Source organism: Parapedobacter indicus (assembly GCF_900113765.1).
GTDB lineage: Bacteria > Bacteroidota > Bacteroidia > Sphingobacteriales > Sphingobacteriaceae > Parapedobacter > Parapedobacter indicus.
On record NZ_FOQO01000001.1, the window covers coordinates 406,271 to 428,855 of the forward strand.

General features: G+C 49.4%; 19 protein-coding genes and 1 tRNA gene. 7 read left to right on the plus strand and 13 right to left on the minus strand.

Annotation, left to right across the window (positions count from 1 at the left end; genetic code table 11):
- Positions 1–256 precede the first annotated feature (256 nt).
- The gene (locus tag BMZ56_RS01580; RefSeq protein WP_090623191.1) at positions 257–1,429 is read right to left on the minus strand and encodes an FAD-dependent monooxygenase; all 1,173 of its coding nucleotides are present in this window, start codon (positions 1,427–1,429) and stop codon (positions 257–259) included.
- A 106-nt stretch (positions 1,430–1,535) separates the two neighbouring features.
- Between BMZ56_RS01580 and BMZ56_RS01585 the strand changes: the two genes are divergently transcribed.
- Genes BMZ56_RS01585 through BMZ56_RS01600 form a run of 4 tightly spaced genes read left to right on the plus strand, consistent with a single transcriptional unit; the run spans position 1,536 to position 5,576 of the window.
- Positions 1,536–1,976 carry a MarR family winged helix-turn-helix transcriptional regulator gene (locus tag BMZ56_RS01585; protein WP_090623195.1) on the plus strand — a complete coding sequence of 147 codons (441 nt, stop codon included), beginning with the start codon at positions 1,536–1,538 and terminating at the stop codon, positions 1,974–1,976.
- Positions 1,977–2,023: 47 nt separating this feature from the next.
- Positions 2,024–3,421 carry a TolC family protein gene (locus BMZ56_RS01590; protein WP_177195000.1) on the plus strand — a complete coding sequence of 466 codons (1,398 nt, stop codon included), beginning with the start codon at positions 2,024–2,026 and terminating at the stop codon, positions 3,419–3,421.
- Positions 3,422–3,444: 23 nt separating this feature from the next.
- A complete protein-coding gene (locus BMZ56_RS01595; protein WP_090623202.1) occupies positions 3,445–4,398 on the plus strand; it encodes an HlyD family secretion protein in 954 nt (317 codons plus the stop codon).
- Positions 4,399–4,400: 2 nt separating this feature from the next.
- A complete protein-coding gene (locus BMZ56_RS01600; RefSeq protein WP_090623206.1) occupies positions 4,401–5,576 on the plus strand; it encodes an ABC transporter permease in 1,176 nt (391 codons plus the stop codon).
- A 15-nt stretch (positions 5,577–5,591) separates the two neighbouring features.
- Here BMZ56_RS01600 and BMZ56_RS01605 read toward each other — a convergent pair whose 3' ends face one another.
- The 8 genes from BMZ56_RS01605 to BMZ56_RS01640 all read right to left on the minus strand — a co-directional run bounded on the left by BMZ56_RS01605 (position 5,592) and on the right by BMZ56_RS01640 (position 14,647).
- Positions 5,592–7,088 (minus strand): NADH-quinone oxidoreductase subunit N, encoded by a 1,497-nt coding sequence (locus BMZ56_RS01605; protein WP_090623210.1) that lies wholly within the window; start codon positions 7,086–7,088, stop codon positions 5,592–5,594.
- A gap of 16 nt (positions 7,089–7,104) precedes the next feature.
- Positions 7,105–8,709: a complex I subunit 4 family protein gene (locus tag BMZ56_RS01610; RefSeq protein ID WP_090623214.1), complete on the minus strand. Its 1,605-nt coding sequence runs from the start codon at positions 8,707–8,709 to the stop codon at positions 7,105–7,107.
- Entirely contained in the window at positions 8,706–10,703 is a 1,998-nt protein-coding gene (gene nuoL / locus BMZ56_RS01615; RefSeq protein ID WP_090623218.1) for an NADH-quinone oxidoreductase subunit L, read from the minus strand. Before nuoL ends, BMZ56_RS01610 begins: the two co-directional genes overlap by 4 nt.
- Positions 10,704–10,714: 11 nt before the next feature.
- Positions 10,715–11,020: an NADH-quinone oxidoreductase subunit NuoK gene (gene nuoK, locus BMZ56_RS01620; protein WP_090623222.1), complete on the minus strand. Its 306-nt coding sequence runs from the start codon at positions 11,018–11,020 to the stop codon at positions 10,715–10,717.
- The gene (locus BMZ56_RS01625) at positions 11,017–11,565 is read right to left on the minus strand and encodes an NADH-quinone oxidoreductase subunit J family protein (protein ID WP_090623226.1); all 549 of its coding nucleotides are present in this window, start codon (positions 11,563–11,565) and stop codon (positions 11,017–11,019) included. Before BMZ56_RS01625 ends, nuoK begins: the two co-directional genes overlap by 4 nt.
- On the minus strand, positions 11,565–12,125 hold the full coding sequence (locus tag BMZ56_RS01630) for a 4Fe-4S binding protein (RefSeq protein WP_090623229.1): 561 nt from the start codon (positions 12,123–12,125) through the stop codon (positions 11,565–11,567). Before BMZ56_RS01630 ends, BMZ56_RS01625 begins: the two co-directional genes overlap by 1 nt.
- A gap of 19 nt (positions 12,126–12,144) precedes the next feature.
- Positions 12,145–13,218, minus strand: coding sequence for an NADH-quinone oxidoreductase subunit NuoH (nuoH, locus tag BMZ56_RS01635; RefSeq protein ID WP_090623232.1), 1,074 nt, complete (start codon positions 13,216–13,218; stop codon positions 12,145–12,147).
- 142 nt (positions 13,219–13,360) lie between these two features.
- Complete coding sequence (locus tag BMZ56_RS01640) at positions 13,361–14,647, minus strand: citrate synthase (protein WP_090623236.1); 1,287 nt, start codon at positions 14,645–14,647, stop codon at positions 13,361–13,363.
- 349 nt (positions 14,648–14,996) lie between these two features.
- Here BMZ56_RS01640 and BMZ56_RS01645 point away from each other — a divergent pair, with 349 nt between their 5' ends.
- Both BMZ56_RS01645 and BMZ56_RS01650 read left to right on the plus strand, forming a co-directional pair.
- Positions 14,997–15,362 carry a BlaI/MecI/CopY family transcriptional regulator gene (locus tag BMZ56_RS01645; RefSeq protein ID WP_090624418.1) on the plus strand — a complete coding sequence of 122 codons (366 nt, stop codon included), beginning with the start codon at positions 14,997–14,999 and terminating at the stop codon, positions 15,360–15,362.
- Between the two features lie 2 nt (positions 15,363–15,364).
- Entirely contained in the window at positions 15,365–16,864 is a 1,500-nt protein-coding gene (locus BMZ56_RS01650; RefSeq protein ID WP_090623240.1) for a M56 family metallopeptidase, read from the plus strand.
- Between the two features lie 14 nt (positions 16,865–16,878).
- On the opposite strand, the gene pth is transcribed toward BMZ56_RS01650, so the two are convergent.
- From pth to BMZ56_RS01670, 4 genes are all read right to left on the minus strand, one after another.
- A complete protein-coding gene (gene pth, locus BMZ56_RS01655) occupies positions 16,879–17,445 on the minus strand; it encodes an aminoacyl-tRNA hydrolase (protein ID WP_090623244.1) in 567 nt (188 codons plus the stop codon).
- 96 nt (positions 17,446–17,541) lie between these two features.
- A complete protein-coding gene (locus tag BMZ56_RS01660) occupies positions 17,542–18,132 on the minus strand; it encodes a 50S ribosomal protein L25/general stress protein Ctc (protein WP_090623248.1) in 591 nt (196 codons plus the stop codon).
- Between the two features lie 58 nt (positions 18,133–18,190).
- On the minus strand, positions 18,191–19,135 hold the full coding sequence (locus BMZ56_RS01665) for a ribose-phosphate pyrophosphokinase (RefSeq protein ID WP_090623252.1): 945 nt from the start codon (positions 19,133–19,135) through the stop codon (positions 18,191–18,193).
- A 110-nt stretch (positions 19,136–19,245) separates the two neighbouring features.
- Positions 19,246–19,316: transfer RNA gene (locus BMZ56_RS01670), tRNA-Gln, on the minus strand.
- A gap of 165 nt (positions 19,317–19,481) precedes the next feature.
- On the opposite strand from BMZ56_RS01670, the gene BMZ56_RS01675 reads away from it, so the two are divergent.
- Positions 19,482–22,508, plus strand: a complete 3,027-nt coding sequence (locus BMZ56_RS01675) for a DUF2723 domain-containing protein (protein ID WP_090623255.1) — start codon at positions 19,482–19,484, stop codon at positions 22,506–22,508.
- Positions 22,509–22,585 lie beyond the last annotated feature (77 nt).

A 22,585-nucleotide genomic window follows, 5' to 3' on the forward strand; every position in this document is an offset into this window, starting at 1 on the left:
TTTGGGCTTCACTGTGCTTCAGCAGCAAAATTGGGAGCGAACACAATGCCAAAACGATATTGAGTGCTATGGCCAACCCATATGCCAGACCTACCATGTCGTTAGCGGGATGATGCCGTACTGCATGGGGCTGCTGGGCGTGTAAAAAGATGAGGCTGACAACCGTCGTTATGCAACCTATAAAAAAGCTAAAGAAAATTATTTTCCAATATCTCATTCATGCAATTTTATTTAATAATATGATCTGGGTGCGCCGTCACTCACGGAATGACGGGATGGCCATGAAATCCACTTCCAATAATTTTTTAAGGGTAGCCTGCGTCCATCGAGCCGGGACAAGCTGCAGCAGTGTGTTTCGGATGGCAATCATTCCTGGATGTGTGAATTGCGCAGCGTATCCGATCTGCCGGGATGTATCGGTAATATATTTCGTTCGTTTTAATCGCCTGATCTCGAAATTTTTGAAGGCCGTCTCAATCGAGCTGTTCTGTTTAATCTCTTGGCTCAGCACGGCGACATCTTCGAGGGCCTGGCAGGCGCCTTGGCCCATATTCGGAGTGGTGGCATGCGCCGCATCACCGATCAGCAATATATTGCCGTAGGCGAAGCGGGTTAGTGGTTTGATATCGATGATGTCATTCCAAAGCAGGTCTTCGTCGCTCGTATTGGATAAGATTTCCGGGATAGGGTCGTGGTAGTCTCTGAAATTGTGCAACAAATCGGTCACTGCATAATTTTTGTGTTTGCTGCTGTTTTGAGGAGCGTTCATGCATGCGTACCAGTAAATACGGTCATGGATTAAGGGTGTCATGCCAAACCTACCTTTCGGACCCCAGGTTTCCGAACCATGCCGCAAGCCGATGTTACCATTAGCGATCGTAGCCCGCCAACAGGTATATCCCGCATATCGAGGCTTCGCATCGGGCAGCAGTTGTTGCCGGGCGATGGATCGGACGCCGTCCGCCACGACGAGGTAGCGGCAACGGTAAGAGGTGCCGTCTTCAAACGACAGCAAAACCGTATCAGCAAATCCTTCAAATCGCTTGAGCCGCTTGCCGAGAAGAATCCGTTCGGAGGGAAGCTTCGACAACAAATAGCGATGCAAGTCGGCACGGTGGACGGTGAAATTTTTTTGATGATACCTCGAACTCAGACGCTGGGTGTCGGGCGCGATTAGGATGCGGCCTTTAGGATCCAAAATGGCGTAGGTTTCCGTATAATAGCCTATCTGTTCGACTTCCGCACGGAGGCCGAGGCAATCAAACGCCTGCATCGCATTTGCGGCCAGGCCAAAACCTGCGCCGATGCCTTTCAGCACAGCAGATTGTTCAAAAACAAGGAAATCCTTTTTTAAATCCAAAAGGGCGATAGCGGTGGACAGGCCCGCTACCCCGCCTCCGATGATTGCGTATTCACAGTCGAGTTTCATGTTTTTTGTTTGAGATCGTCACCAAAAATATACAAATGGGTTGGGTTTAAGAAGCTGTTTATTTTGGCACGATGATTGATGGTTGTATATGCAACTATTTAAATAAATGGACACAAATATAATTGAAACAAAAACATTTTATGATTTCCTGACGGGGAAGGCTTATACGGCGCTATCCCGGCGCCTGCAGAAGAACCTTCGTGATGCAGGCCTTGACATCACCAGTGAACAGTGGAGTATTTTGTACGCGCTGTGGGAAGAGGAGGGACTTACACAACAGGAGCTGGCACAGCGGACATTCAGGGAAAAAACTGCAATTACTCGATTGATAGACAATTTAGAACGAAGAGATCTAGTGATTCGGGTTGCAGATAAGGGGGATCGACGCACCAATCTGATTTACCTGACCAAAGTCGGAAGACAATTAAAGGCGGTGTGTATGGAGCAGGCCAACCAAACGTTGCAGGAAGCGCTGGCCGGGGTAGATGCTCCGCATATTCACATCGCAAAAGATACATTGAAAAAAGTATACGAGAACTTGAAATAAGTTATTTTAAAATAGTTGTATATACAACCATGTGTAATATGTGTACGATGAATAAGCGAATGTATCCAGTGTTATGCTGGATGTTTCCCGTATGGATGTTGGTGCCATTGGCCGGTGTCGGCCAGGAGGCGCCTACGCTGGCTCAATTGGCCGAGCGTGCGATCGAAAAAAGTCATTCACTTGCGAATGCCGAGCTAGATATCCAATCTGAACGGGAAACACGCAGGGGGATCCGGGAGACCTACCTGCCGCATGTGGAAGCAAATGGAAAATTTGCGCACGTAAATGCCAATGTATTGGTGGATCTTCCTACCACCACGCTCCCTTTGTTGAATATCCCCCTGTTTGATGGCAGTGAACGGTTTCAATCCAGGGGCAATTTATGGACGTCGGATATCACGGCTTCGGCCGTACTATTTACCGGCACCAAGGCTCCGAAATTGGGCAAGGCGCTTGACCAGAAAATAAGGGCACAGGAGATTATGCTGGAAAAACGCCGGCAGGAAATCATGGACCAGGTAAGTACTGCGTATGACCAACTGGCATTGCTCCGCCAGGTACAAAACGTGTTGGAGGAAAGCCAAAAACGGCTCGATATCGAGAAGAAGACCGCAGAGAAGGCGTTTGGATACGGTCTTATTACGTCCTACGAGCTGAACAAATTGGATGTCGCAGAGGCGACGTTTGCAGCGAAAAAGCAGGAGTACGAGGGAAAACGCGGACTGCTGCTCCAGCAGTTGCATCAGCTTACGGATGTTCCCGTGGATTCATTGGCATTGATCGAGCATACCCTTCAGCCTTACTCCCTCGCGGCCACATCCGAAGGCATTGCCAATCGGCCGGAGGTTGCCGCCCTGGATGCCGCCATCGAGGCAAACCGATACAAACTGCAGGCAGAACGTGCTCATTGGATACCGCAGGTACAGGCATTGGCGCGTGTCGGCTATTATGGCCTTACCAACGGGTCACTGAAAACGCCCTATACACTTCCGGTAAGCGGCCAACCGGTTCAGCTGGGTATCGATCGTCTGCAGGCCTTCCCCAGCTATATGGTCGGCGTTGGCTTCCGCTGGAACCTATTTGACGGGATGCAAGGAAAACGGGCGGTGAACAAGGCGAAAATTGAGGTTACGAAGGCTGAAAATGAGCGGCAGGAGGCGGAGGAACTCCTTAATTTGAATCTGGTTAAGGCCCAAACTGAGTACGAGCTGGCCAATAAACAATTGACAACGGGCCAAACCCGCTTGAATACGGCAAAAAATGCCCTTAACATCGCGCAGAAGGAATCCCGTGTCGGATTAATCAAGCCCGCGGAACGCATTACGGCGGAAACGGATTATCAAGCAGCTGCATTGGATTACTACCAGACGGTTTTCAATCAACGGCGGGCTGCATATCGGTTGCTGATGGCCACTGGAAATTTAACGCTTGAAAAATTAAACTAATAACCGGATAAAAATTACCGATCATGAATAGGAATACAATAACCATGATGCTTTTTGCAGCCACCCTGTCGGCTTGTAGCACGGCGGTTGAAAAGGGGGTTGAAGGCAAGATTAAAAGAGAGGCCATTACGGTCACGACAAAAGTACCCGGAAGAGTGGCAGAATTGTTGGTTTCCGAAGGCGACCGGGTCAAACGGGGGGATACCCTTGCAGTCTTGGACATTCCCGAAGTGGACGCGAAAATCGCACAGGCACAGGGGGCCGTGCGGGCTGCCTCGGCCCAATATGAGATGGCCGAACGCGGCGCGACAGCCAACCAGTTGAAGCAGTTGCAAGCCAAGCACGATGCGCTGAAGGAACAATATGAATTTGCGCGCAAGTCATTCAGCCGCGTGGAGGCCATGTTCGCCGATTCACTGATTTCTCCGCAGCGTTACGACGAGGCGATGGCCAAGTTCCAAGGCGCACGTGCGCAATACGATGCCGTGGTGGCTGAACTCGCGGAGGCCAAGTCCGGCGTACGCATTGAGAACAAGCAGATGGCGCTGGGCCAGCAAGAACGGGCTGCCGGTGCCCTTCGCGAGGCGGAGGTGGCGTCCGGTGAACGCTATATCCTTGCACCGGCCGACATGACCATTGAAACCATTTCCCTACATGCCGGCGAACTTGCTACACCCGGTTATAGCATTTTCAACGGATACCTGCCGCAGACCACGTGGTTCCGGTTTACACTGCCGGAGAGCCAGGTAGGTAAGGTTCAGTTGGGCCAGCAAATCCGGATCGTTGTACCGTACCTTGATAAAACCATCGAAGCAAAAGTTGCAGCGATCAAGCAGCTGGCAAAATATGCCGATGTGTCTACGGCTTATCCGGATTACCAACTGGAGGAGGCTGTCTACGAGATCAAGGTTCGGCCTGTGCAGGCGGCCGAAGCCGAAGCTTTTCTCAATAACGCTACCGTAATCTTAAACTACTGATCATGCGTACGTTCATCCAATTAGTCAAACGCGAGTTTCAGCTTTTCTGGGCAAACTCCGTACTGCGACTGCTGTTCATCGGGGCGCCGGTCTTATACGGCGTGCTGTTTGGGTTTGTGTATCAAAAAGGTAAGGTGACCGACCTGAACATCCTCGTGGTAGACCAGGACAATACGCCGCTGAGCAATCGGCTGATTGACATGCTCAACGATAATGAGGTGCTCCATGTTGTGCAGGTCAAGCCTGAGCGACTGGACCTGAAGCGGGACCTGATCCGGCTGGATGGGCAGGCAATTGTCGTTATCCCCGATCGTTTTGAAGCGGATGTACTCCAGAATCGTTCGCCGGAAGTCAATGTCCAGATTAATCTGGCGAATATCCTTACGGCCAACTATGCGTCGCGGTCCATCCAAGTGGTGCTGGGTTCGTTGAATGCCGGATTGGAAATGGAGGCGCTCCGTAAGCGGGGTACGCCGGATTATGCGGTCTCAGAGAAATACCAAGCATTCAGCACGAACTACGTGCGTTTGTATAACCGGTCGTCCAATTACATGAGTTTTCTGTGGCCCGGCATGCTCGCTACGATTGTGCAGCAGGTGCTGTTATTGGCATTGGCTTTAAGTTTTGCGCAGGAATACGAACGCGGTACGTTCAAGTCGGAGTTGTTGGCGCAAACGCGTTCACCTCTCAAGGCGATTTTGGTTAAATGTATGCCTTATTGGCTGATGATGATCCCGATCGGTTTGTTCTTTTGGGGACTGCAACAATACTTCCACGTACCATTGATCCCGCATCAACCGGGTCCGAGTCTATTACTGTTTATGCTCTTTATCGCGGCGTCCTCGTTTATGGGGATCTTGGTGAGTATACTGATACCCAGCCAGCTAAAGGCGACCGAGGTCTTGATGGTCGTGGCTACCCCGAGCTTTGTCCTCAGCGGATTTACTTGGCCACTGAGTCAGATGCCCGGCTGGGTCTCCGTGGTCGCAGACGTCATCCCACTCACACATTTTCTCGGCGGATACCGCATCCTGCTGATGCAAGAGGGATGGTTAGGCGCGATCCATCCGCAACTGCTTACACTGATGATATTGACGGTTGTATTTGGATTGTTGAGCTATGTGGCTTTGGCGTTGAAAATAAGACGCGTTTCTCGGAAAGACCAGCCATCTTCTTAAGATCCGGTGACATTTTTATTTTTGGAAGGTGCCGACCAACCAATCGGGGAAAATACCCAGCAGCAATACGGCTAAGACGGTCAGCGTCGCTATCAAAACGAGATAGGATTGAGTGGGCCTGATGTCCACGGATCCCTCCTGTTTCCGAAGAAACGCATTCAGCGGTATCTTGAAATAGTAAAAGAGGGAAATAACGGTCGTGAGCGCCCCAACGATCAGGAGAATTATCATGCCCGGATTGCCGGTCAGTTGCCAGTTGCCAAAAACCGCGGTAAAGACCAGCAGCTTGGCGACGAATCCCGAGGTAGGAGGGATGCCGGTGAGGGAAATGAGTAGCAACACGAAGCCGACAAATGCCACCGGCATCGCCGGGCCTAATCCATTATATTCAGATACATCGGTGGCTCCGGTTCGCGATTCGATGTAGTCTGCAAACAGGAATACGCCCATGTTCATCAATGAATAAACCGACAGATAAAACAGAAGGACACCGTATTCCCCCGCTGAATAGGCCAGTACGGCCATCATCAGGAAGCCCGTATGGCCAATCGACGAATAGGCCATCATTCGCTTGACATAGGTTTGGCGCAGTGCGGCTAGATTGCCCAGGAGCATGGTGACGATAGCTGATACCAGTATTAGCGTATGCAGGTATTGGTAAGCCAAGCTTTCCACGGGCCAAGCATACAGGATCCGCGCAAGCAGCGCCACACCGGCAATCTTCGGAGCGGTTGATAAGAAAGCCGTCACAGGGGTAGGAGCGCCCTGATATACATCGGGCGTCCAGAAGTGGAATGGCACGAATGAGAGCTTGAAACCGATACCGGTGAAGACAAACAGCAGTGCCATAGCGGTAAGCAGCGGGGCAGTGGCCGCCAAGCCCTGAATATGGGCAGCGGATGTGAAATCGAGGTTGCCTGTGAATCCGTAAAGGAAAGAAAGGCCGTATAGCATCACGGCAGAACAAACGGATCCAAAAAGCACATATTTCATAGCAGCTTCAGTCTGTCGTGCTTCTTTGGCAAGGTAGCCCACCATGAGGTACGAGCCGATGGACACCATTTCAATGGATACGAAGACCATCAACCAACTGGTGGCCATACCCATCAGATTAAGTCCGATGTGGACAGCCAGGAGAATGCTGTATAGGTCGGCCGTCTTCTTCGGATGGGCCTTAAATCCTTGATTTGCGTGTACAAACAGAACGAATAAGAGGCAAACCGCTGCGGTAAGTACACGGGTATATCGGCCGAAGGCATCAGCTTCGAGCATCCCGAACAACAAATCGCTTGCCGTGGGTTGTGATAGTTGCAATATGCTATAGCCCCCCGCCAATATAATACCCGCAACGGTAACGGCAAAGGTACCCTGTTTCCACCACCGGTCTACGAACAATCCGGTGCCGATACTCACGAGGAACGTAACCGTCAATACCATTTCGGGCAGCAACACGGGCAGCCCGGCGAGGATATGATCCAGTTTAGTGCTTATGTCGGGTAGTAGCTGGGGCATTTTCAATTCTCCAACTTTAATTAGTAACCACCAATTCCACCAGGGCCAATACAGAAGCGTTGATCTTGTCAAACGCCAGGGCTGGATATACACCGAGGGCTAGCGCCAACCCAAGCATGGGTACCATAATCAGTGTTTCGCGCGGGGACGCATCGACGAGTGATTTTGTCCATTCTTCGCCTCCTTTAAGGCGCGGTTGACCGAAAAACATGCGTTGCAACGTCCACAGGAAGTAAGCGGCACTCAGCAGGATACCCAATGAACCGGCGATGGCCATCCACCGCGGCAGGATGCCATTGACTGTTTCCGCGTTGAAGGCGCCGATGATGACGAACACCTCACCGATGAATGCAGAAAATCCGGGCAAACCCAGCGAAGCAAAAAAGGTGATGGCCACAAACACGGTAAACCGGGGCATGATACCTGCCAGTCCCCGGAAGTGATAGATGTTACGGTCGTGTACACGGTCGTACAGCATGCCCACGAGGAAAAAGAGGGCAGCAGAGAGGAAACCATGACTCATCATCTGGAATATGGCTCCTGCTGTTCCTTCCGTGGTAAGCGAGGCAACGCCCAGCAAGACGAATCCCATATGGGATACGGACGAGTACGCAATCATGCGTTTCAGGTCGCGCTGGGCGAGCGCAACCAATGCACCGTAAACGATCGATACGACCCCGATGAGCCCCAGCCACCAAGCCGACTGCTCGGCCGCATCCGGGAAAATACTAAAGCAGATACGCAGGATGCCGTATCCTCCCACTTTGAGCAGGATACCGGCGAGTATGATGGATATGGGCGTAGGCGCTTCCACGTGCGCATCGGGAAGCCAGGTATGCAGGGGTACGATGGGTACCTTGATGGCAAAAGCAACGAATAAGACGATGAAGCCCAGCAGGCGTGCCGAAATACCGATCAGCTCGTGGCCGGCGGCGACGGAGAATAGGGCATTGGGTACGTAATTAGCCGGATTCATCATGTGCAGCATGTTGAATGTATGGGCGCCGGTTTCGGGATTGGTTACCGAGAAATAGAGACCCACAATGACCAGGAGCATGAACACCGAGCCAAACAGCGTATAGAGGAAAAATTTGATGGCCGCATACTCGCGCCTTGCCCCGCCCCAGATACCGATGAGGAAATACAACGGCAGCAGCATCAATTCATAGAAGATGTAAAATAGAAAGAAATCCAGGGCAGCGAAGACGCCCATGACCGCCATATTGAGGATCATCAACAGGATGAAATAGCCCTTGACACTTTTCTGGATATTCCAGGAGGCACCGATGGCGACGACCATGACGAGTGCCGTGAGGAATAGGAAGGGCATGGAAAGCCCGTCGACTCCAACGAAATAATCGATCTCCAATTGCCCCAGACTGCCCATGTCCAGCCGTATCCAGGGGATGTGATCCACGAACTGATACAGGTGTGCTTCGGTGACGCCTGCGCCGTTAGGCTGGAAGAGGTAATACATACCCCCACTTAATATCAACTGCAATAGGCCTGTGAGCAGCGCCACATATTTATAGAGCGTTTTTTGGGTTGCCGGAATGAACGACATCAAGAGTGCAGCCGCCAGCGGCATGAAAACGAGTATGGTCAATAGGTGCGGATTCATAGGAGCACGACGATATGATAAAGCAGGATTACCAGAATTACAAGAAACAGGGTGGCGAAATACCGTTGCACGCCGCCGGTTTGCAAACGCCGGAATATATGGCCCAATCCCCAGGCAATTTTGCCGACCAGGCGAACAAGGCCATCCACCAGACGTTGGTCTATCCACGCTGCCGTTGCAGCGAGCGACCGGCCCAAGGCGGCAAGACCGTTTACTGTGCCATCTACCACGTGGTAGTCTACCCACAGCAAGAGGTGGGATAGCCGGAAAATGGGGCGCACGATGGCCACATTATAGAGCACGTCGAGGTATCCCTGATGCTGGGACAGCCGATACAGCAAGCCATTGGTTTTCAGGGGGTATTTGCCGTTAACGTACCAATGCCATGCGAGAATCGCCACCATACAGGTTGCCCCGGTGGTTAGCAGGGGAATGACGAGGTGCAGCAGCGGGAGTGGGGGCAAGGTGGAGACGGTGGTGGTCAATCCCTGCATCAGCCATACATGACCGTCATTCAGCGGGTTAACCGAAAACAACGGGAAAAGCGAGCAAGCCGCCAAAAACAGCATCGGAATGAGCATCGTCATGGGTGCCTCATGTATATGAGTCTTATTTTTGGCCAAAGGATTGGAAAGTGAACCGAAGAATACGTTGGCCAAAAGCCGCAAAATGTAGAAGCTGGTCAGCATACTGACGATGACCAAGACATAGGGAATGAGTTTGGCCGCTCCGGATTGCAAGGCTGCCCACTCAAACGTGTGTACGAGCAGTGCGTCTTTGGAGAGATAGCCCCCGGTAAACGGAAATCCGGCCAATGCCAGCGAGGCGATAAGCATGGTGGCAAACGTAAGGGGCATGTGCTTGCGCAGGCCGCCCATATTCCGGATGTCCTGCGGGTCAATATCCAGCGCATGTGTTTCCTTGACGTGCTGCATCTCGTGAATGATGGCTCCCGCGCACAGGAACAGCAGACACTTGAAGAACGCATGGGTAACCAGGTGAAACAACGCTACCGGATACATGCCGATGCCAATGCCGACCATCATGAAGCCCAATTGCGAAATCGTGGAAAAAGCCAGTATTTTCTTGATGTCGTATTGGGTCAATGCAAAATAGGCGGCAACAAAGGCCGTCACTGCCCCGGTGGTGGCGATCACCAGCAAGACGGTTTCATTGAACACCGGAAATAAGCGGGCGAGCAAAAATACGCCGGCGGCCACCATGGTGGCGGCATGGATCAGGGAGGACACCGATGTAGGTCCTTCCATGGCATCGGGCAACCATACGTGGAGCGGGAACTGCGCCGACTTGGCCATGGCACCAAGGAAAAACGCGAGGCCGGCCACGGTAAGCCAAGGTGCCGGTAGGGTTTCCGGAGTGGAAATCAGTGTTCCAGTGTCCAATGTGCCGAGATGGCTGTATACGATGCCGATGCCGATGAGGAAACCGATATCTCCGATCCGGTTGACGATAAAGGCCTTTTTATTGGCCTGTACAGCGGAGTCTCTGGTAAACCAGAATCCGATGAGCAGGTAGGACGCAAACCCGACCAGTTCCCAGCAGATGTACATCAGTAGCAGATTGTCGGCCACGACCAGTCCGAGCATCGCAAAGCAGAAAAGGCTCAGGTACGTCCAATAGCGATGGATGCCCGGATCTCCTTTCATATACGCGGCGGAATAGATGTGTACAGGCAATGCGATCACGCATACCAATACGAGCATCAGCACGGCCATGTTATCGAGCAAAAGCCCTACGTGAAATGCCTGCTCGCCGATGGTAAACCAATGCCATTGGATGTGGACCGGGGCCTGATTCCAAACCTGGGCGAATGCATAACACGCTGCCAGTAAACTCAATGAAATAGCAGAGATGGAGATCGCACCGTTCCGGGCATGTTTGCCGAGTGCGGCGGATAGGAGGAATCCGATGAAAGGCAATAACACCGCCGATAGCGCAGCCAGTAGGGGATATGTCAGTGCAGTCGTAGGCAATGTTTTCTTTCTTAATCCTTTAAATTTTTTATGTCTTCGGGATTCACCGACCGATAGAATTTATATACATTGAGAATAATGGCCAATGCCACGGCTACCGCCGCCGCCGCCAATACAATCGCAAACAGTGCGAATACCTGTCCGCCGTACATCGTTTTGTCGTACCGGCCGAAAGCTACCAGATTCAGAATCGCCGCGTTGATCATCAGTTCAATGCCTACCAGCACCAAAATGGCATTGCGCCGCGCCAGGACGGCATATAAGCCGATGGCAAATAAGCAGGCTCCTACCACGAGAAAATGCGTAAGCGGGATCATGACGTTGCCTCCTTTCGCGTAAGATGGGCCGCGCCGATCAACGCCATCATCAGCAATACAGAGACAATTTCGAACGGCAGCAGGTACCGGGTCATGATCTGAACGCCGATGTGCTGGATGGTTTGATCCGTGGGAGTAAGTACCGTGCCCGCTTCGCGGGAGGCCGCGATCCACCCGGGTTCATCCGCGCCCAATTGCAGGGACGTATAGACCAGTATGGCGAGGAATGAAACCGCAATGACGAGCGACTGCCAGGCGGGCAGGGCAAAGAAATGGGAAGTTCCGATTTGCAGGTCATTCAGCAATTCCTTGTTGGAAAGCATGAAAGCAAAAAGCATCAGAATCAATACGCCACCCACGTAAACGAGGATTTGCGTAATCGCCACAAAATCAGCCAGCGCAAATACATATAAACCGGCAACGGAAAAAAGAACGATGAAAAATAGAAAGAGGGAACGGGCAATGTTCCGCATGCTAACCAGCAGCAGTGCCGATCCGATCGCCAGGGTTGCAAAAACATAAAACACAAGCGCCGTGATGTTCATTATTTCCGTTTGGCCGCCTCCTCTTCAGCTTGGAATTTGGTCCACTCCCGTTTTTTCTCTTCGACTTCGGCAGGCGTCATTTCTGCAAAAGAATAGGTCAGTTCAGCCAAGTTGGTCATGCTGCGATCGTATTGGTCGGTCATGGTAATGCATTCCGTGGGGCAAACCACGGTACATAAACCGCAGTACATACACTTGGCCATGTCAATGTCAAACTGGGCAGCATATAGGCGTTTTACGCTTCCATCGGATGTTTTTCCGATTACATCGGTAGCTTTCACGGATTCAATGGTGATGCAATCCACGGGACATGCCTTGGCACAGAGATCGCAGACAATGCAATCGTCTATTTCGACATCCAGTTGATACCGGGCAACTTCCGGAATCGGCATTTTCTCCCGTGGGAATTGAACGGTTGTAACACCTGCCTGTTTATCGAAATAATCCGCTTTGCGCACATCTAGCACTTCACGCGACCGGCGTGCACCAAAAAGGTGAGCGAGCGTAATCGCCAATCCTTTCGCTGCGGTAATGAATGCTTGTAACGCTATTTTGAACATTTTTTCTTAATTTCAACTTTCACCCCATCACCCATACCCGCCAAACTCCTGAAATGGCCATGCATAGAAAAGCCAGCGGCGTAAGCACTTTCCAACACAGTGCCATTAGCTGGTCTGCCCGAAGCCGTGGCAGTGTCCACCGGATCCACATCTGTACGCCCACAATCAGCAATGTCTTGGAGAGTGTCCAGAAAATCCCCCAGATCCATCCGGTAGTCCAATCTGCCAACCGGACGCTCCCCATATTCGGCAACGGTGTATTCCAACCGCCGAGGAATACGACTACGCCAATCATGGCTACCAAAAACATCATGGCGTATTCTGCAAGGAAAACAAAGGCAAACCGAAGGCCTCCATATTCGGTGTGGAAACCGCCCACCAGCTCAGATTCAGCTTCCGGGATGTCGAACGGAGCCCGGTTACACTCCGCAAGCGATGCGATGAAGAAAATCAGGTAAGCCACCCACAGATGTGGTGCCTGAAATACGTTCCATGCCAGCAGACCTCCGATGTTGGATACGTCCCACAGTCCGAGGAAAAGCAAGGTGTTTTGCGACGCGATACCCTGATTGATGACGATTTCCTGCATATGAAGTGTCTGGGTAATCATCACTGCCGAGATGAGTGCCAAGCCGGAAGGGATTTCGTACGATACAATCTGTGCGACGGCGCGCATCGAACCCAATAAGGAAAACTTATTATTAGAACCCCAGCCGGCCATTAATAAGCCAATGGCGTCTACCGAGATAATTGCAATGACATAGAAGAGCCCTAAATTGAGCGCCGAGGGCGCGAGTCCCGGCGCCCATGGCATCACCGCAAATCCTAGGAATACGGCCACAAATATGATGACAGGAGCTGCCACGAACAAAATTTTGTCGGCCGCAGCAGGCGTAATGAACTCTTTTTGAATCAGTTTGAGGATATCGGCCAAGGTTTGCAGCGTGCCGTGTTTGCCAGTTTCCATTGGGCCGAGCCGATCTTGAACAAATCCAGCTATTTTCCGTTCACTGTATACGGCAAACAATGTAAAACCCGCAATGAACCCAAACAGGGCAATACCAACGACAATATATGTGATATAAAAGACCAATTCGTCCTATATGTTAAATGTCGTGCAAACATAAGTATTTGACGCCATAATATATAGTAAGTTAGTAGATTATTCGCGATGCTTTGTTTTATAGGTGCTCATGAATGCTTTAAGGAAAATCTATAGGCTTACGAGGCTTTGATTATCGTTGATCAAACGGTATATAGTCCCGATGGGTGTTACCGGTATAAATCTGCCGCGGCCGGCCGATGGGCTCCTTGTTGGCTTTCATTTCTTTCCATTGCGCAATCCAACCGGGCAGCCTGCCAAGGGCAAAAAGTACGGTAAACATATCGGTGGGGAATCCCAACGCACGGTAAATGATGCCGGAATAAAAATCGACATTGGGATAGAGCTTGCGATCTACGAAATACTGATCTTTCAGCGCTGCTTCTTCCAGTTCTTTAGCTATCTCCAATACCGGATCGTTGATGCCCAGCTTTTCCAGCACGTCGTCACATGCCTTTTTGATGATTTTGGCGCGTGGATCAAAATTCTTGTATACACGGTGGCCGAATCCCATCAAACGGAACGGGTCGTTTTTATCTTTGGCTTTGGCCAGCCATTTAGCACTGTCACCACCGTCTTTTTTAATGTTTTCGAGCATTTCAATGACCGCTTGGTTGGCGCCGCCGTGTAGCGGCCCCCAAAGGGCCGATATGCCTGCGGAGATGGACGCATATAAGTTGGCGTTGGAAGACCCCACGATACGCACCGTAGAGGTAGAACAATTCTGCTCGTGATCCGCATGCAGGATCAGTAGTTTATGCATCGCGCTTACTACCGATTTATCGATGGTGATATCTTCGGTAATCTGCCCGAACGTCATGTTCATAAAATTATGCACGTAATTAAGCTCATTACGCGGATAGATGACCGGATGTCCCAATGATTTCTTATAAATCCATGAAACGATGGTAGGCATCTTAGCGAGTAGTTTCATGATGGTGAGGTTTTCATCTTCCTCACTGGGGTTGGGGTCGAGTGATTCCGGATAGAATGCAGACAGTGCCCCCACCAGGCAGGATAACTGGCCCATCGGGTGTGACTTTGACGGAAAACCGTCAAAAAATTTTTTCATGTCTTCGTGAATCAGCGTGTGTCTGCTGATTTTATTGCGGAAATCTGCCAGTGTATCGGCCGAAGGCAATTCACCGTAAATGAGTAAATAGGCCACTTCCAAAAATGTCGATTTTTCAGCCAGTTGTTCAATGGGATACCCACGGTAACGTAAAATGCCCTTCTCACCATCCAAAAAAGTGATTTCGCTTTTCGTTGCACCCGTGTTCTTATAGCCCGGGTCTAGCGTCACCGCGCCCGATAAGTCCCTTAATTTTGAAATATCAATGCCCTGTTCGTTTTCAGTTCCTGTAATGATGGGTAGATTGTAAGAGTTGCCGTTTAGTGATATAGAAGCTGTTTCTGACATAATTTTTTTGGATGAATTGCAAACATAGATAAATTAGCGTTTATATGCAACTTATTACCTTGCTTATGCATGTTAATTTATTCGCATTTTCGTCGTTTATCGGCACTGATAAAGGCTCCGCAATTACCGTTCTTTCCGCCGCCTATTTTAGACGCTTTTGAAAGCGGAAACGTACGGTAATTGGGAAAACATTAAAGCGATTGAACCGATTTTGATACCTAACTTTATGTAACGTTGACATTGTAGCCGCTTTGGATATCCACAACCCTCGCATTTTAATCACGGAAATTTTTAAATAAATTGGTTGTTTACGAATCTTTCGTATATTTACGACGAAAACGTAACTGAGATGGAAAAATTAACGCAGCAGGAAGAGGAAGCAATGCAACTAATATGGCGCAACCGCGGTGGGTTTATCAAAGAATTGCTGGATACCATGTCTGGGGAAAAAGTGCCCTATACGACACTCGCCTCAACGATCAAGAACCTGCAACGTAAGGGCTACGTAAAGGCGGTGAAGTATGCCAACGCGTATCGGTATGAAGCAGTTATTGATGAAGCGGAATATAAGAAATTGTTTATGAGCGGATTTGTAAGTGATTATTTCCGTAATTCCTATAAAGAATTGGTGAGTTTTTTTGCCAAAGAGGAAAAGATCAGCGCGGATGAGTTGGATGAGATTGTCCGGATGATTAAAGAGAACAAAAGCAACTAGCCATGCCGGAAGTGATGATATACTTATTGAAGGTCAACCTTTCGGTTATCCTGTTCTATCTCGGATACCGATTGCTGTTGCGTAGATTGACTTTCTATACCCTCAACCGATTTTACCTTCTGTTTTCTCTGATTTTTTCCTTCACTTATCCGTTGGTGGATCTAACAAACTGGCTGGAGACATCCGAGCATATAATACCCACTGAAATGGTTTATGTGATTCCAGACTGGCAGCAGGTTCCGACCGAGACATTTGATTGGTGGACGTGGCTACTGGGCTTGATTGGGATGGGAACCTTGTGGTGTGCCGTGCGGTTGACAGTCCGTCTGCTGAGTCTGTGGCGTATTCATCGGCAATCACAACCCTCAATATGGCAATGGTTCAGGTATCGTCAGGTTTTCGGAGATATCTTGCCGTTTTCCTTTTGGCAGCATATCTATGTGAATATACACAATTACGAGCAGCGGGATCTGGCGGAGATTTTCAAACATGAACAAGTTCATGTGGATGGATTGCACACGTTCGATGTATTGCTGGCTGAATTAGGTAGTGTGTTTTCCTGGTTTAACCCAGGGATATGGTTGATGCGTACCGCCGTTCGTGAAAACCTGGAGTTTATTACCGATAGGAAGGTGCTATTAAGTGGGATAGACAAGAAAGCCTACCAGTACAGTTTATTGTCCATAGGGAAACAATCGAGCCGGTATTCAGACGTTGGCAACGGCTTTAATTTCAAAAGTTTAAAACGACGGATTATGATGATGAACAAACGAAATTCATCCCGGTTGCAGCTGGGGAAATATGTATTGGTGGTTCCGGTAATTGCTGCGTTTGTGTTGGTGTTTACGGTGTCGCGTGCTTATGAATATCAAGCGGAGGAGCCAGTGATCGTTGAGGATTCCATTGGAAATAAGCCGCCGTGGTGGAGCGATTTGCCGTCCGAACGCTTGGGACGAGGGATTGTTAAGGTGAGCGTTGATACAGCTCAGGCACAACCCTTGATTTTGGTAGACGGAGAGGCCTTTGAAGGTGATCTCAAGAATCTGAGTGCCGAAACGATCGAAAGCATTGATGTGCTGAAAGAAAAATCTGCTATTGAACGATACGGGAGCCGGGGAAAGAATGGTGTGATTCTCATTACATCAAAAAAAGGCAGAAGAAATGAAGAAAAGCCGCACCTTACGACCAAGGACACCACGATAAGAATTACGGGATACAAAACGACAGAACACCCCGTGACGATTCGAAAGGATAATTGGCAAGACAGATCCCAGGCTACGCCGAATACCGTATCGACCTGGGGAGAAGGAAATTTCGGTGATGCGCTGATCGTTATCGATGGGGAAGCGCAGGATGCCACAGCACTTCGCTCGTTATCGCCGAGTCGGATTGATGCCGTACACGTGTGGAAAGGGAAAAGCGGGGAAGAGAGGTACGGAGAAAAAGGCGCAAACGGAGTTATCGAAATTACGACCAAAAGCCACAACGATAAAGGGAAATAACGCCCTGTTCCGTCTTACTTGTTAAATAGGTTCATGGTCCTTTCTATACCGATATGAACGAAGCTGTTGACAAGTTCTACGGAGCGGTTGATAAGTTGAGGTAACTCGATGAGTTCATCGTCATCGAATCCACTCAATACGTAATCCACTTGCCTGCCTTTGGGAAAATTATCACCCACCCCAAAGCGTAACCGCGGATAACCTTGCCCTCCGCATAACGCTTCAATGCTCTTCAGTCCGTTGTGACCGGCACTGCTGCCTTTTGCACGCAACCGTAGTTTTCCGAAGGGCAGCGCGATTTCATCAACGATTACCAAGATATCTTCCACAGGTATTTTTAGTTCATGCATCCAATAATTTACAGCTTTGCCACTTAGGTTCATGTAGGTGGTAGGCTTGATCAAATACACCTGGTTGCCCCGGTATCGGTACTCGGTGTAATAGGCATACCGCAGGGTGGAAAAAGTCACGCCCGCCTGTTTTGCCAGTTCATCAGCTACCATAAAGCCGATGTTATGCCGGGTGTCCGCATATTCCGCTCCGATATTACCAAGACCTACAACTAGCTGTTTTTTTGCCATTTGGTGCAAACTTATTCATTGAATGGGTATAAACCAAAAAGCACCAACCGATAGGCTGATGCTTTTTCGTACATGCACACGATGGTGCCCGTCAAGTTATTTTTTCTTGTCGGCCTTTGCGGCTTCTTGCTCAGCCTGGCGCAAGGCACGCGACATGATTACCGATACGATGGTGTCGTCCGCATTATTGAGCACTTTCGCATTTTCCAATTGAATGCTGCCCACCTGTACCGACTTACCCACTTCAAGGCTTTCAAGGCCCACTTCGATGTATTGTGGCAAATCTTTGGGAAGTGCCTTTACCCGGAGGGAGCGCAGTTTCTGGATCAACTTACCACCCACTTTCACACCAGGTGATGTTCCGGTTAGTTTGATGGGGACATTCAATGAGACTTCCTTTTTATCATTCAATTCCAGGAAGTCCACGTGGCGCACCTGATCGGTAAGTGGATGGAATTGAGCATCCTGGAGGATCGCTTGGTAAGTTGTACCGTCGATATCCAAGTCGATGAAATGAACATCCGGCGTATAGATAGCCGGCTTCAAATCAGTTGCGGATACGGCAAAGTGGTATTGTTTTTTACCACCATAGAGCACTGCGGGTACTTTACCCTCATAGCGCAGCTCCTTCGCATCTCGTTTCCCTACGTTCTTTCTCAAAGAACCGCTAATAGCAATTGATTTCATTGTGATCGTTATTAAATTTTTTTAAGGCCGCAAAAATAGGTTAAATAAACGTAATTTCCTAATCCACTTTGAAAAGGTTGCTGATGGACCCGTGTTCATTGACATTCTTGATGGCATTTGCAAACAGATCGGCCGTTGAAAGCACCTTGATTTTCTCGCTTTGCCGTTGCAGTGGGATGGTATCTGTAACAATAAGTTCGGTCAGCGCCGAGTTTTCAATGGTTTCATAGGCCTTGCCGGATAGCACGGGGTGGGTACATACCGCACGCACGCTGGTAGCCCCATTTTCCATGATGAGCGAAGCGGCTTTTGATAATGTGCCCGCGGTATCACAGATATCATCAATCAGTACGATGTCCTGCCCTTCGACATCGCCGATGATCGACATGGATTCAATTTCATTGGCGCGTTTACGCTGTTTGTCGCAGATGACCACTTCGGCATTGAAATATTTTGCGAAGGTACGTGCCCGGTACGAACCGCCCATATCTGGCGAAGCGATGGTGAGGTTGGGCAAGTTGAGCGATTTGATGTGCGGCACGAAAATCACTGACGCATCTAAGTGGTCGACCGGAATATCGAAGAATCCTTGGATCTGTGCAGCATGGAGGTCCATCGTCATGATGCGGTGAGCACCCGATGCCATAATCAGGTTGGCAATCATTTTGGCAGCGATAGCTACCCTCGGTTTGTCTTTCCGGTCCTGCCGGGCAAATCCGAAGTAGGGGACAACGACTGTGATGTAGTGTGCCGAGGCACGTTTGGCTGCGTCGGTCATCAGCAGCAGCTCAAACAGGTTGTCCATCGGTTGGTTGGTGGATTGAATCAGGAATACGTCGCATCCACGGACGGACTCGTTGTAAAATGGCTGAATCTCGCCATCGCTGAAACGCGATACGGTCATTTCGCCTAGGGCTTTGCCATAAGATTGTGCGATCTTTTGGGATAATTCGGTGGAACCGGAGCCAGAAAACAGCTTTACCGGATTGAATTGCAATGGCATTGTTTCGTTGTTGTTTTGTGGGTTTGCAATGGATTGGGATCTTGTGCTATTTCAACGCTAAATATACGTTAAAAAATTACGGATTGCCAAAAGACAATCCGTAATTTTTGTTGCCCGACCAGGATTCGAACCTAGACAAACAGAACCAAAATCTGTCGTACTACCATTATACTATCGGGCAATCTGAACTTACATTTTTGCCACCCTTCCGAATGGGACTGCAAATATAGGGGGATATAATAATTAATGCAAAAATATTTTATTTTTTGCTGGATGGGTCGATCTTACCGGAGGAATACTTATTTTCGGGGCGTAATTTTACGATAGACCATACGTGTGATACTTTATGAATTACAATAAAATCAATAATAGTATAGGCTGGTTGTGTGGATTGGTAGCCACCGCTGTGTATGTATCGACGGCCGAGCGAACGACAAGTTTTTGGGATTGCGGTGAATTTATTGCGTCCGCATTCAAGATGCAGATTGTGCACCAACCGGGGGCACCCTTGTTTTTGATGCTGCAGAATGTGTTTTCCAATCTCGCGTTCGGCAATCCCCAGCTAATTGCTTTTTGGATGAATATCGGATCGGCGTTATCCAGTGGTTTAACCATTGTGTTCCTGTTTTGGAGCATTACGGCCCTGGCACGGAAAGTGCTTTGGAAACCGGGCACAGAGCTTACACAGTCGGCATTGATTCAAATCATTGGAGCAGGTGCAGTGGGCGCCTTGGCTTATACGTTTTCCGACACGTTTTGGTTTTCGGCGGTTGAGTCTGAAGTATACGCCATGTCGTCACTTTGTACGGCGGTTGTATTCTGGGCAATTCTGAAATGGGAAGCTCATGCGGATGAACCTGGAGCCGACAAATGGTTGCTTTTTATCGCTTACATCATGGGATTATCCATCGGTGTACACTTATTGAACTTGTTGGCCATACCTGCTATTGCCTTACTCATCTATTTTCGGCGTACTCAAAAGGCTACAAGCAGCGGTGCCATCAAGGCGCTGCTCCTGGGTTTTGTGGTAGTAGCGGTGGTGCTTTGGGGGATTATCCAATACCTTATTAAATTTGCAGCCTATTTTGATTTGTTCTTTGTGAATACACTGGGCATGGGATTTGGTTCCGGGGTTTTTGTATTTGCGCTGCTATTGGTAGGCGGCATAGCCTATGGAATTTGGTACTCGATTCAAAAGGCGAAACCGTTACTTAATATCATCCTGTTGTCGTTTGCATTCATTGTGTTCGGATACAGCTCGTTTTCAATGATCTTGATCCGCGCAAAGGCGGATCCGACGCTGAATAACAGCGATCCTGACAATGCATTTGCATTCCTGAGTTACCTGAACCGCGAACAGTATGGAGACAACCCGCTTTTTAAGGGGCCTTACTTTGATTCCCGACCCATTGACGTAAAATATGGAAGCAATATTTATCGGAAAGGAACTGAAAAGTATGAGATTGCTGGTCGTAACTTCGACTATGAATACGACCGGGAAACGGTGTTTCCACGTATCTATAGTACCCGGGAGGCCTCGCACCAGCAATATTATCGCAGCTACCTGAACCTCGGCGAAAACGAACAGCCTACGTTTGGCGATAATCTTCGCTTTTTCTTTAGCTACCAAGTAGGGCATATGTATGGAAGGTATTTCCTTTGGAATTTTGTGGGTAGGCAAAACGATCAACAGGGGCACGGTGATCTCACTACAGGCAATTGGATCAGTGGCATCAAGTTCATCGACCAATGGCACGTGGGTGGGCAGGACGCGTTGCCGGAATCCCAGTTGACAGACCCTTCGTATAATCGGTTCTATTTTCTGCCCTTGATTTTAGGGCTGATCGGCGCGTTTTGGCACTTCAAACGCCGGCAGCGGGATGCAGGTGTAGTGGGACTGCTATTTTTCATGACCGGATTGGCGATCGTGCTTTACCTCAATCAGACACCTTTGCAGCCGCGTGAACGGGATTATGCCTATGCGGGTTCTTTTTATGCATTCGCAATCTGGATCGGTCTCGGTGTGGTGGGTATCACCGACTGGCTGCGGAAGAAAGTCAATGCGCGGACCGCAGGATGGATAGCTACGGTCATCGGACTGCTGGCGGGACCCGTCATACTGGCCAAAGATGGATGGAACGACCACGACCGTTCTGAAAAATCCCTCGCCCGGGACATTGCCCGGGATTACCTGGAGTCTTGCGCACCGAATGCGATCCTGTTTACTTATGGGGATAACGACACGTACCCGCTGTGGTATGTACAGGAGGTCGAAAATATACGGCCGGATATCCGGATTGTAAACCTGAGTCTGCTGAGTGCCGATTGGTATGTGCGGCAGATGAAAGACAAAGTGAACGAAGCCGAACCGCTGCCCATTACAATCCCGGATGAAAAATATGTTAAAGGTGTGCGCGATGTGATTTATTACCAGGATGCGAAAATTCCGGGATCGGTAGAGTTGAAAGATATTGTTGCCTTGATGTTATCCGACAACCCCAATGACAAACGACAGGTACAGAGTGAGCAGCCTGAAAACTTTCTGCCCACGAAAAATTTACGGCTCACTATCAACAGGGAAGATGTTATCAAAAATAAGGTGGTTCCCCAGGCATGGCAAGACAGTATTGCCAGCGTCATGCAGTGGACTTATAATCGTAATTATGTATCGCGTGCGGAGCTGGCCATCATGGACATCCTTGTGAACAACAATTGGGAGCGACCGATTTACTTTGCCACTACCGTGCCGAGCGATAATTTTATGGGATTGGATAAGTACTTGGTCTCGGAAGGGTTTGCGCTACGCCTTATGCCAATAAATGTAACGCAAAACACTTCGCAGGGATTGGTGAACGCGGACGCTATTTACGACCATGCCCTTAATAAATACACCTGGGGCAACATCCGGAATTCGGCTTATCTTGACCCCGAGTCTTACCGGATGGTGAGTCTGATCTTGAACAATATCTATTCCGCACCCGCCGAAGCCTTAATTGCTGAAGGCAAGACGGAAGAGGCGAAGAAGCTACTGAATAATGCATTGGAGTCTATGCCGGAGCGTATTTATCGGATTATGGATGCATATGGTTATTCGTTTCTTACCGAAAATTTGTATGCTGTGGGCGAGACGGATAAAGCCAATGCGCTCGTTGAACGTAACGTAAAATATTTGGAGGAACAGCTCCGATATTTTGCAGCCATAACCGAAACAAAGCCCAACTTGGAGATGCAGAACATTCAATACAGCATGTTTACGTTGAATCGGTTTTCAGACGCTGCAAAAGCGCATGGGCAGCAGGAATTGGCATCACGCATCGAAAAGATTTTTAGCCAATATGAGACCAAGTTCTTCGGCGGGATGCCTGCGAATTGATCGGGAAGAAATCCCGGCAGCACGTTAAAAAGTGTTAAATCCGGGTTCAGTGGATATGTCTAATCGGTTTATCGCTT

What these genes read in the sequence shown, in the direction of transcription:
- BMZ56_RS01650 (WP_090623240.1), top strand. Translation starts at nt 15,365, where the DNA reads ATGCCGGAAGTGATGATATACTTATTGAAGGTCAACCTTTCGGTTATC.
- BMZ56_RS01580 (WP_090623191.1), bottom strand. Translation starts at nt 1,429, where the DNA reads ATGAAACTCGACTGTGAATACGCAATCATCGGAGGCGGGGTAGCGGGC.
- BMZ56_RS01600 (WP_090623206.1), top strand. Translation starts at nt 4,401, where the DNA reads ATGCGTACGTTCATCCAATTAGTCAAACGCGAGTTTCAGCTTTTCTGG.
- BMZ56_RS01640 (WP_090623236.1), bottom strand. Translation starts at nt 14,647, where the DNA reads ATGTCAGAAACAGCTTCTATATCACTAAACGGCAACTCTTACAATCTA.
- BMZ56_RS01645 (WP_090624418.1), top strand. Translation starts at nt 14,997, where the DNA reads ATGGAAAAATTAACGCAGCAGGAAGAGGAAGCAATGCAACTAATATGG.
- BMZ56_RS01665 (WP_090623252.1), bottom strand. Translation starts at nt 19,135, where the DNA reads ATGCCATTGCAATTCAATCCGGTAAAGCTGTTTTCTGGCTCCGGTTCC.
- BMZ56_RS01675 (WP_090623255.1), top strand. Translation starts at nt 19,482, where the DNA reads ATGAATTACAATAAAATCAATAATAGTATAGGCTGGTTGTGTGGATTG.
- pth (WP_090623244.1), bottom strand. Translation starts at nt 17,445, where the DNA reads ATGGCAAAAAAACAGCTAGTTGTAGGTCTTGGTAATATCGGAGCGGAA.
- nuoK (WP_090623222.1), bottom strand. Translation starts at nt 11,020, where the DNA reads ATGATCCCGCTTACGCATTTTCTCGTGGTAGGAGCCTGCTTATTTGCC.
- BMZ56_RS01595 (WP_090623202.1), top strand. Translation starts at nt 3,445, where the DNA reads ATGAATAGGAATACAATAACCATGATGCTTTTTGCAGCCACCCTGTCG.
- BMZ56_RS01590 (WP_177195000.1), top strand. Translation starts at nt 2,024, where the DNA reads ATGAATAAGCGAATGTATCCAGTGTTATGCTGGATGTTTCCCGTATGG.
- BMZ56_RS01585 (WP_090623195.1), top strand. Translation starts at nt 1,536, where the DNA reads ATGGACACAAATATAATTGAAACAAAAACATTTTATGATTTCCTGACG.
- BMZ56_RS01610 (WP_090623214.1), bottom strand. Translation starts at nt 8,709, where the DNA reads ATGAATCCGCACCTATTGACCATACTCGTTTTCATGCCGCTGGCGGCT.
- BMZ56_RS01630 (WP_090623229.1), bottom strand. Translation starts at nt 12,125, where the DNA reads ATGTTCAAAATAGCGTTACAAGCATTCATTACCGCAGCGAAAGGATTG.
- BMZ56_RS01605 (WP_090623210.1), bottom strand. Translation starts at nt 7,088, where the DNA reads ATGCCCCAGCTACTACCCGACATAAGCACTAAACTGGATCATATCCTC.
- BMZ56_RS01660 (WP_090623248.1), bottom strand. Translation starts at nt 18,132, where the DNA reads ATGAAATCAATTGCTATTAGCGGTTCTTTGAGAAAGAACGTAGGGAAA.
- BMZ56_RS01625 (WP_090623226.1), bottom strand. Translation starts at nt 11,565, where the DNA reads ATGAACATCACGGCGCTTGTGTTTTATGTTTTTGCAACCCTGGCGATC.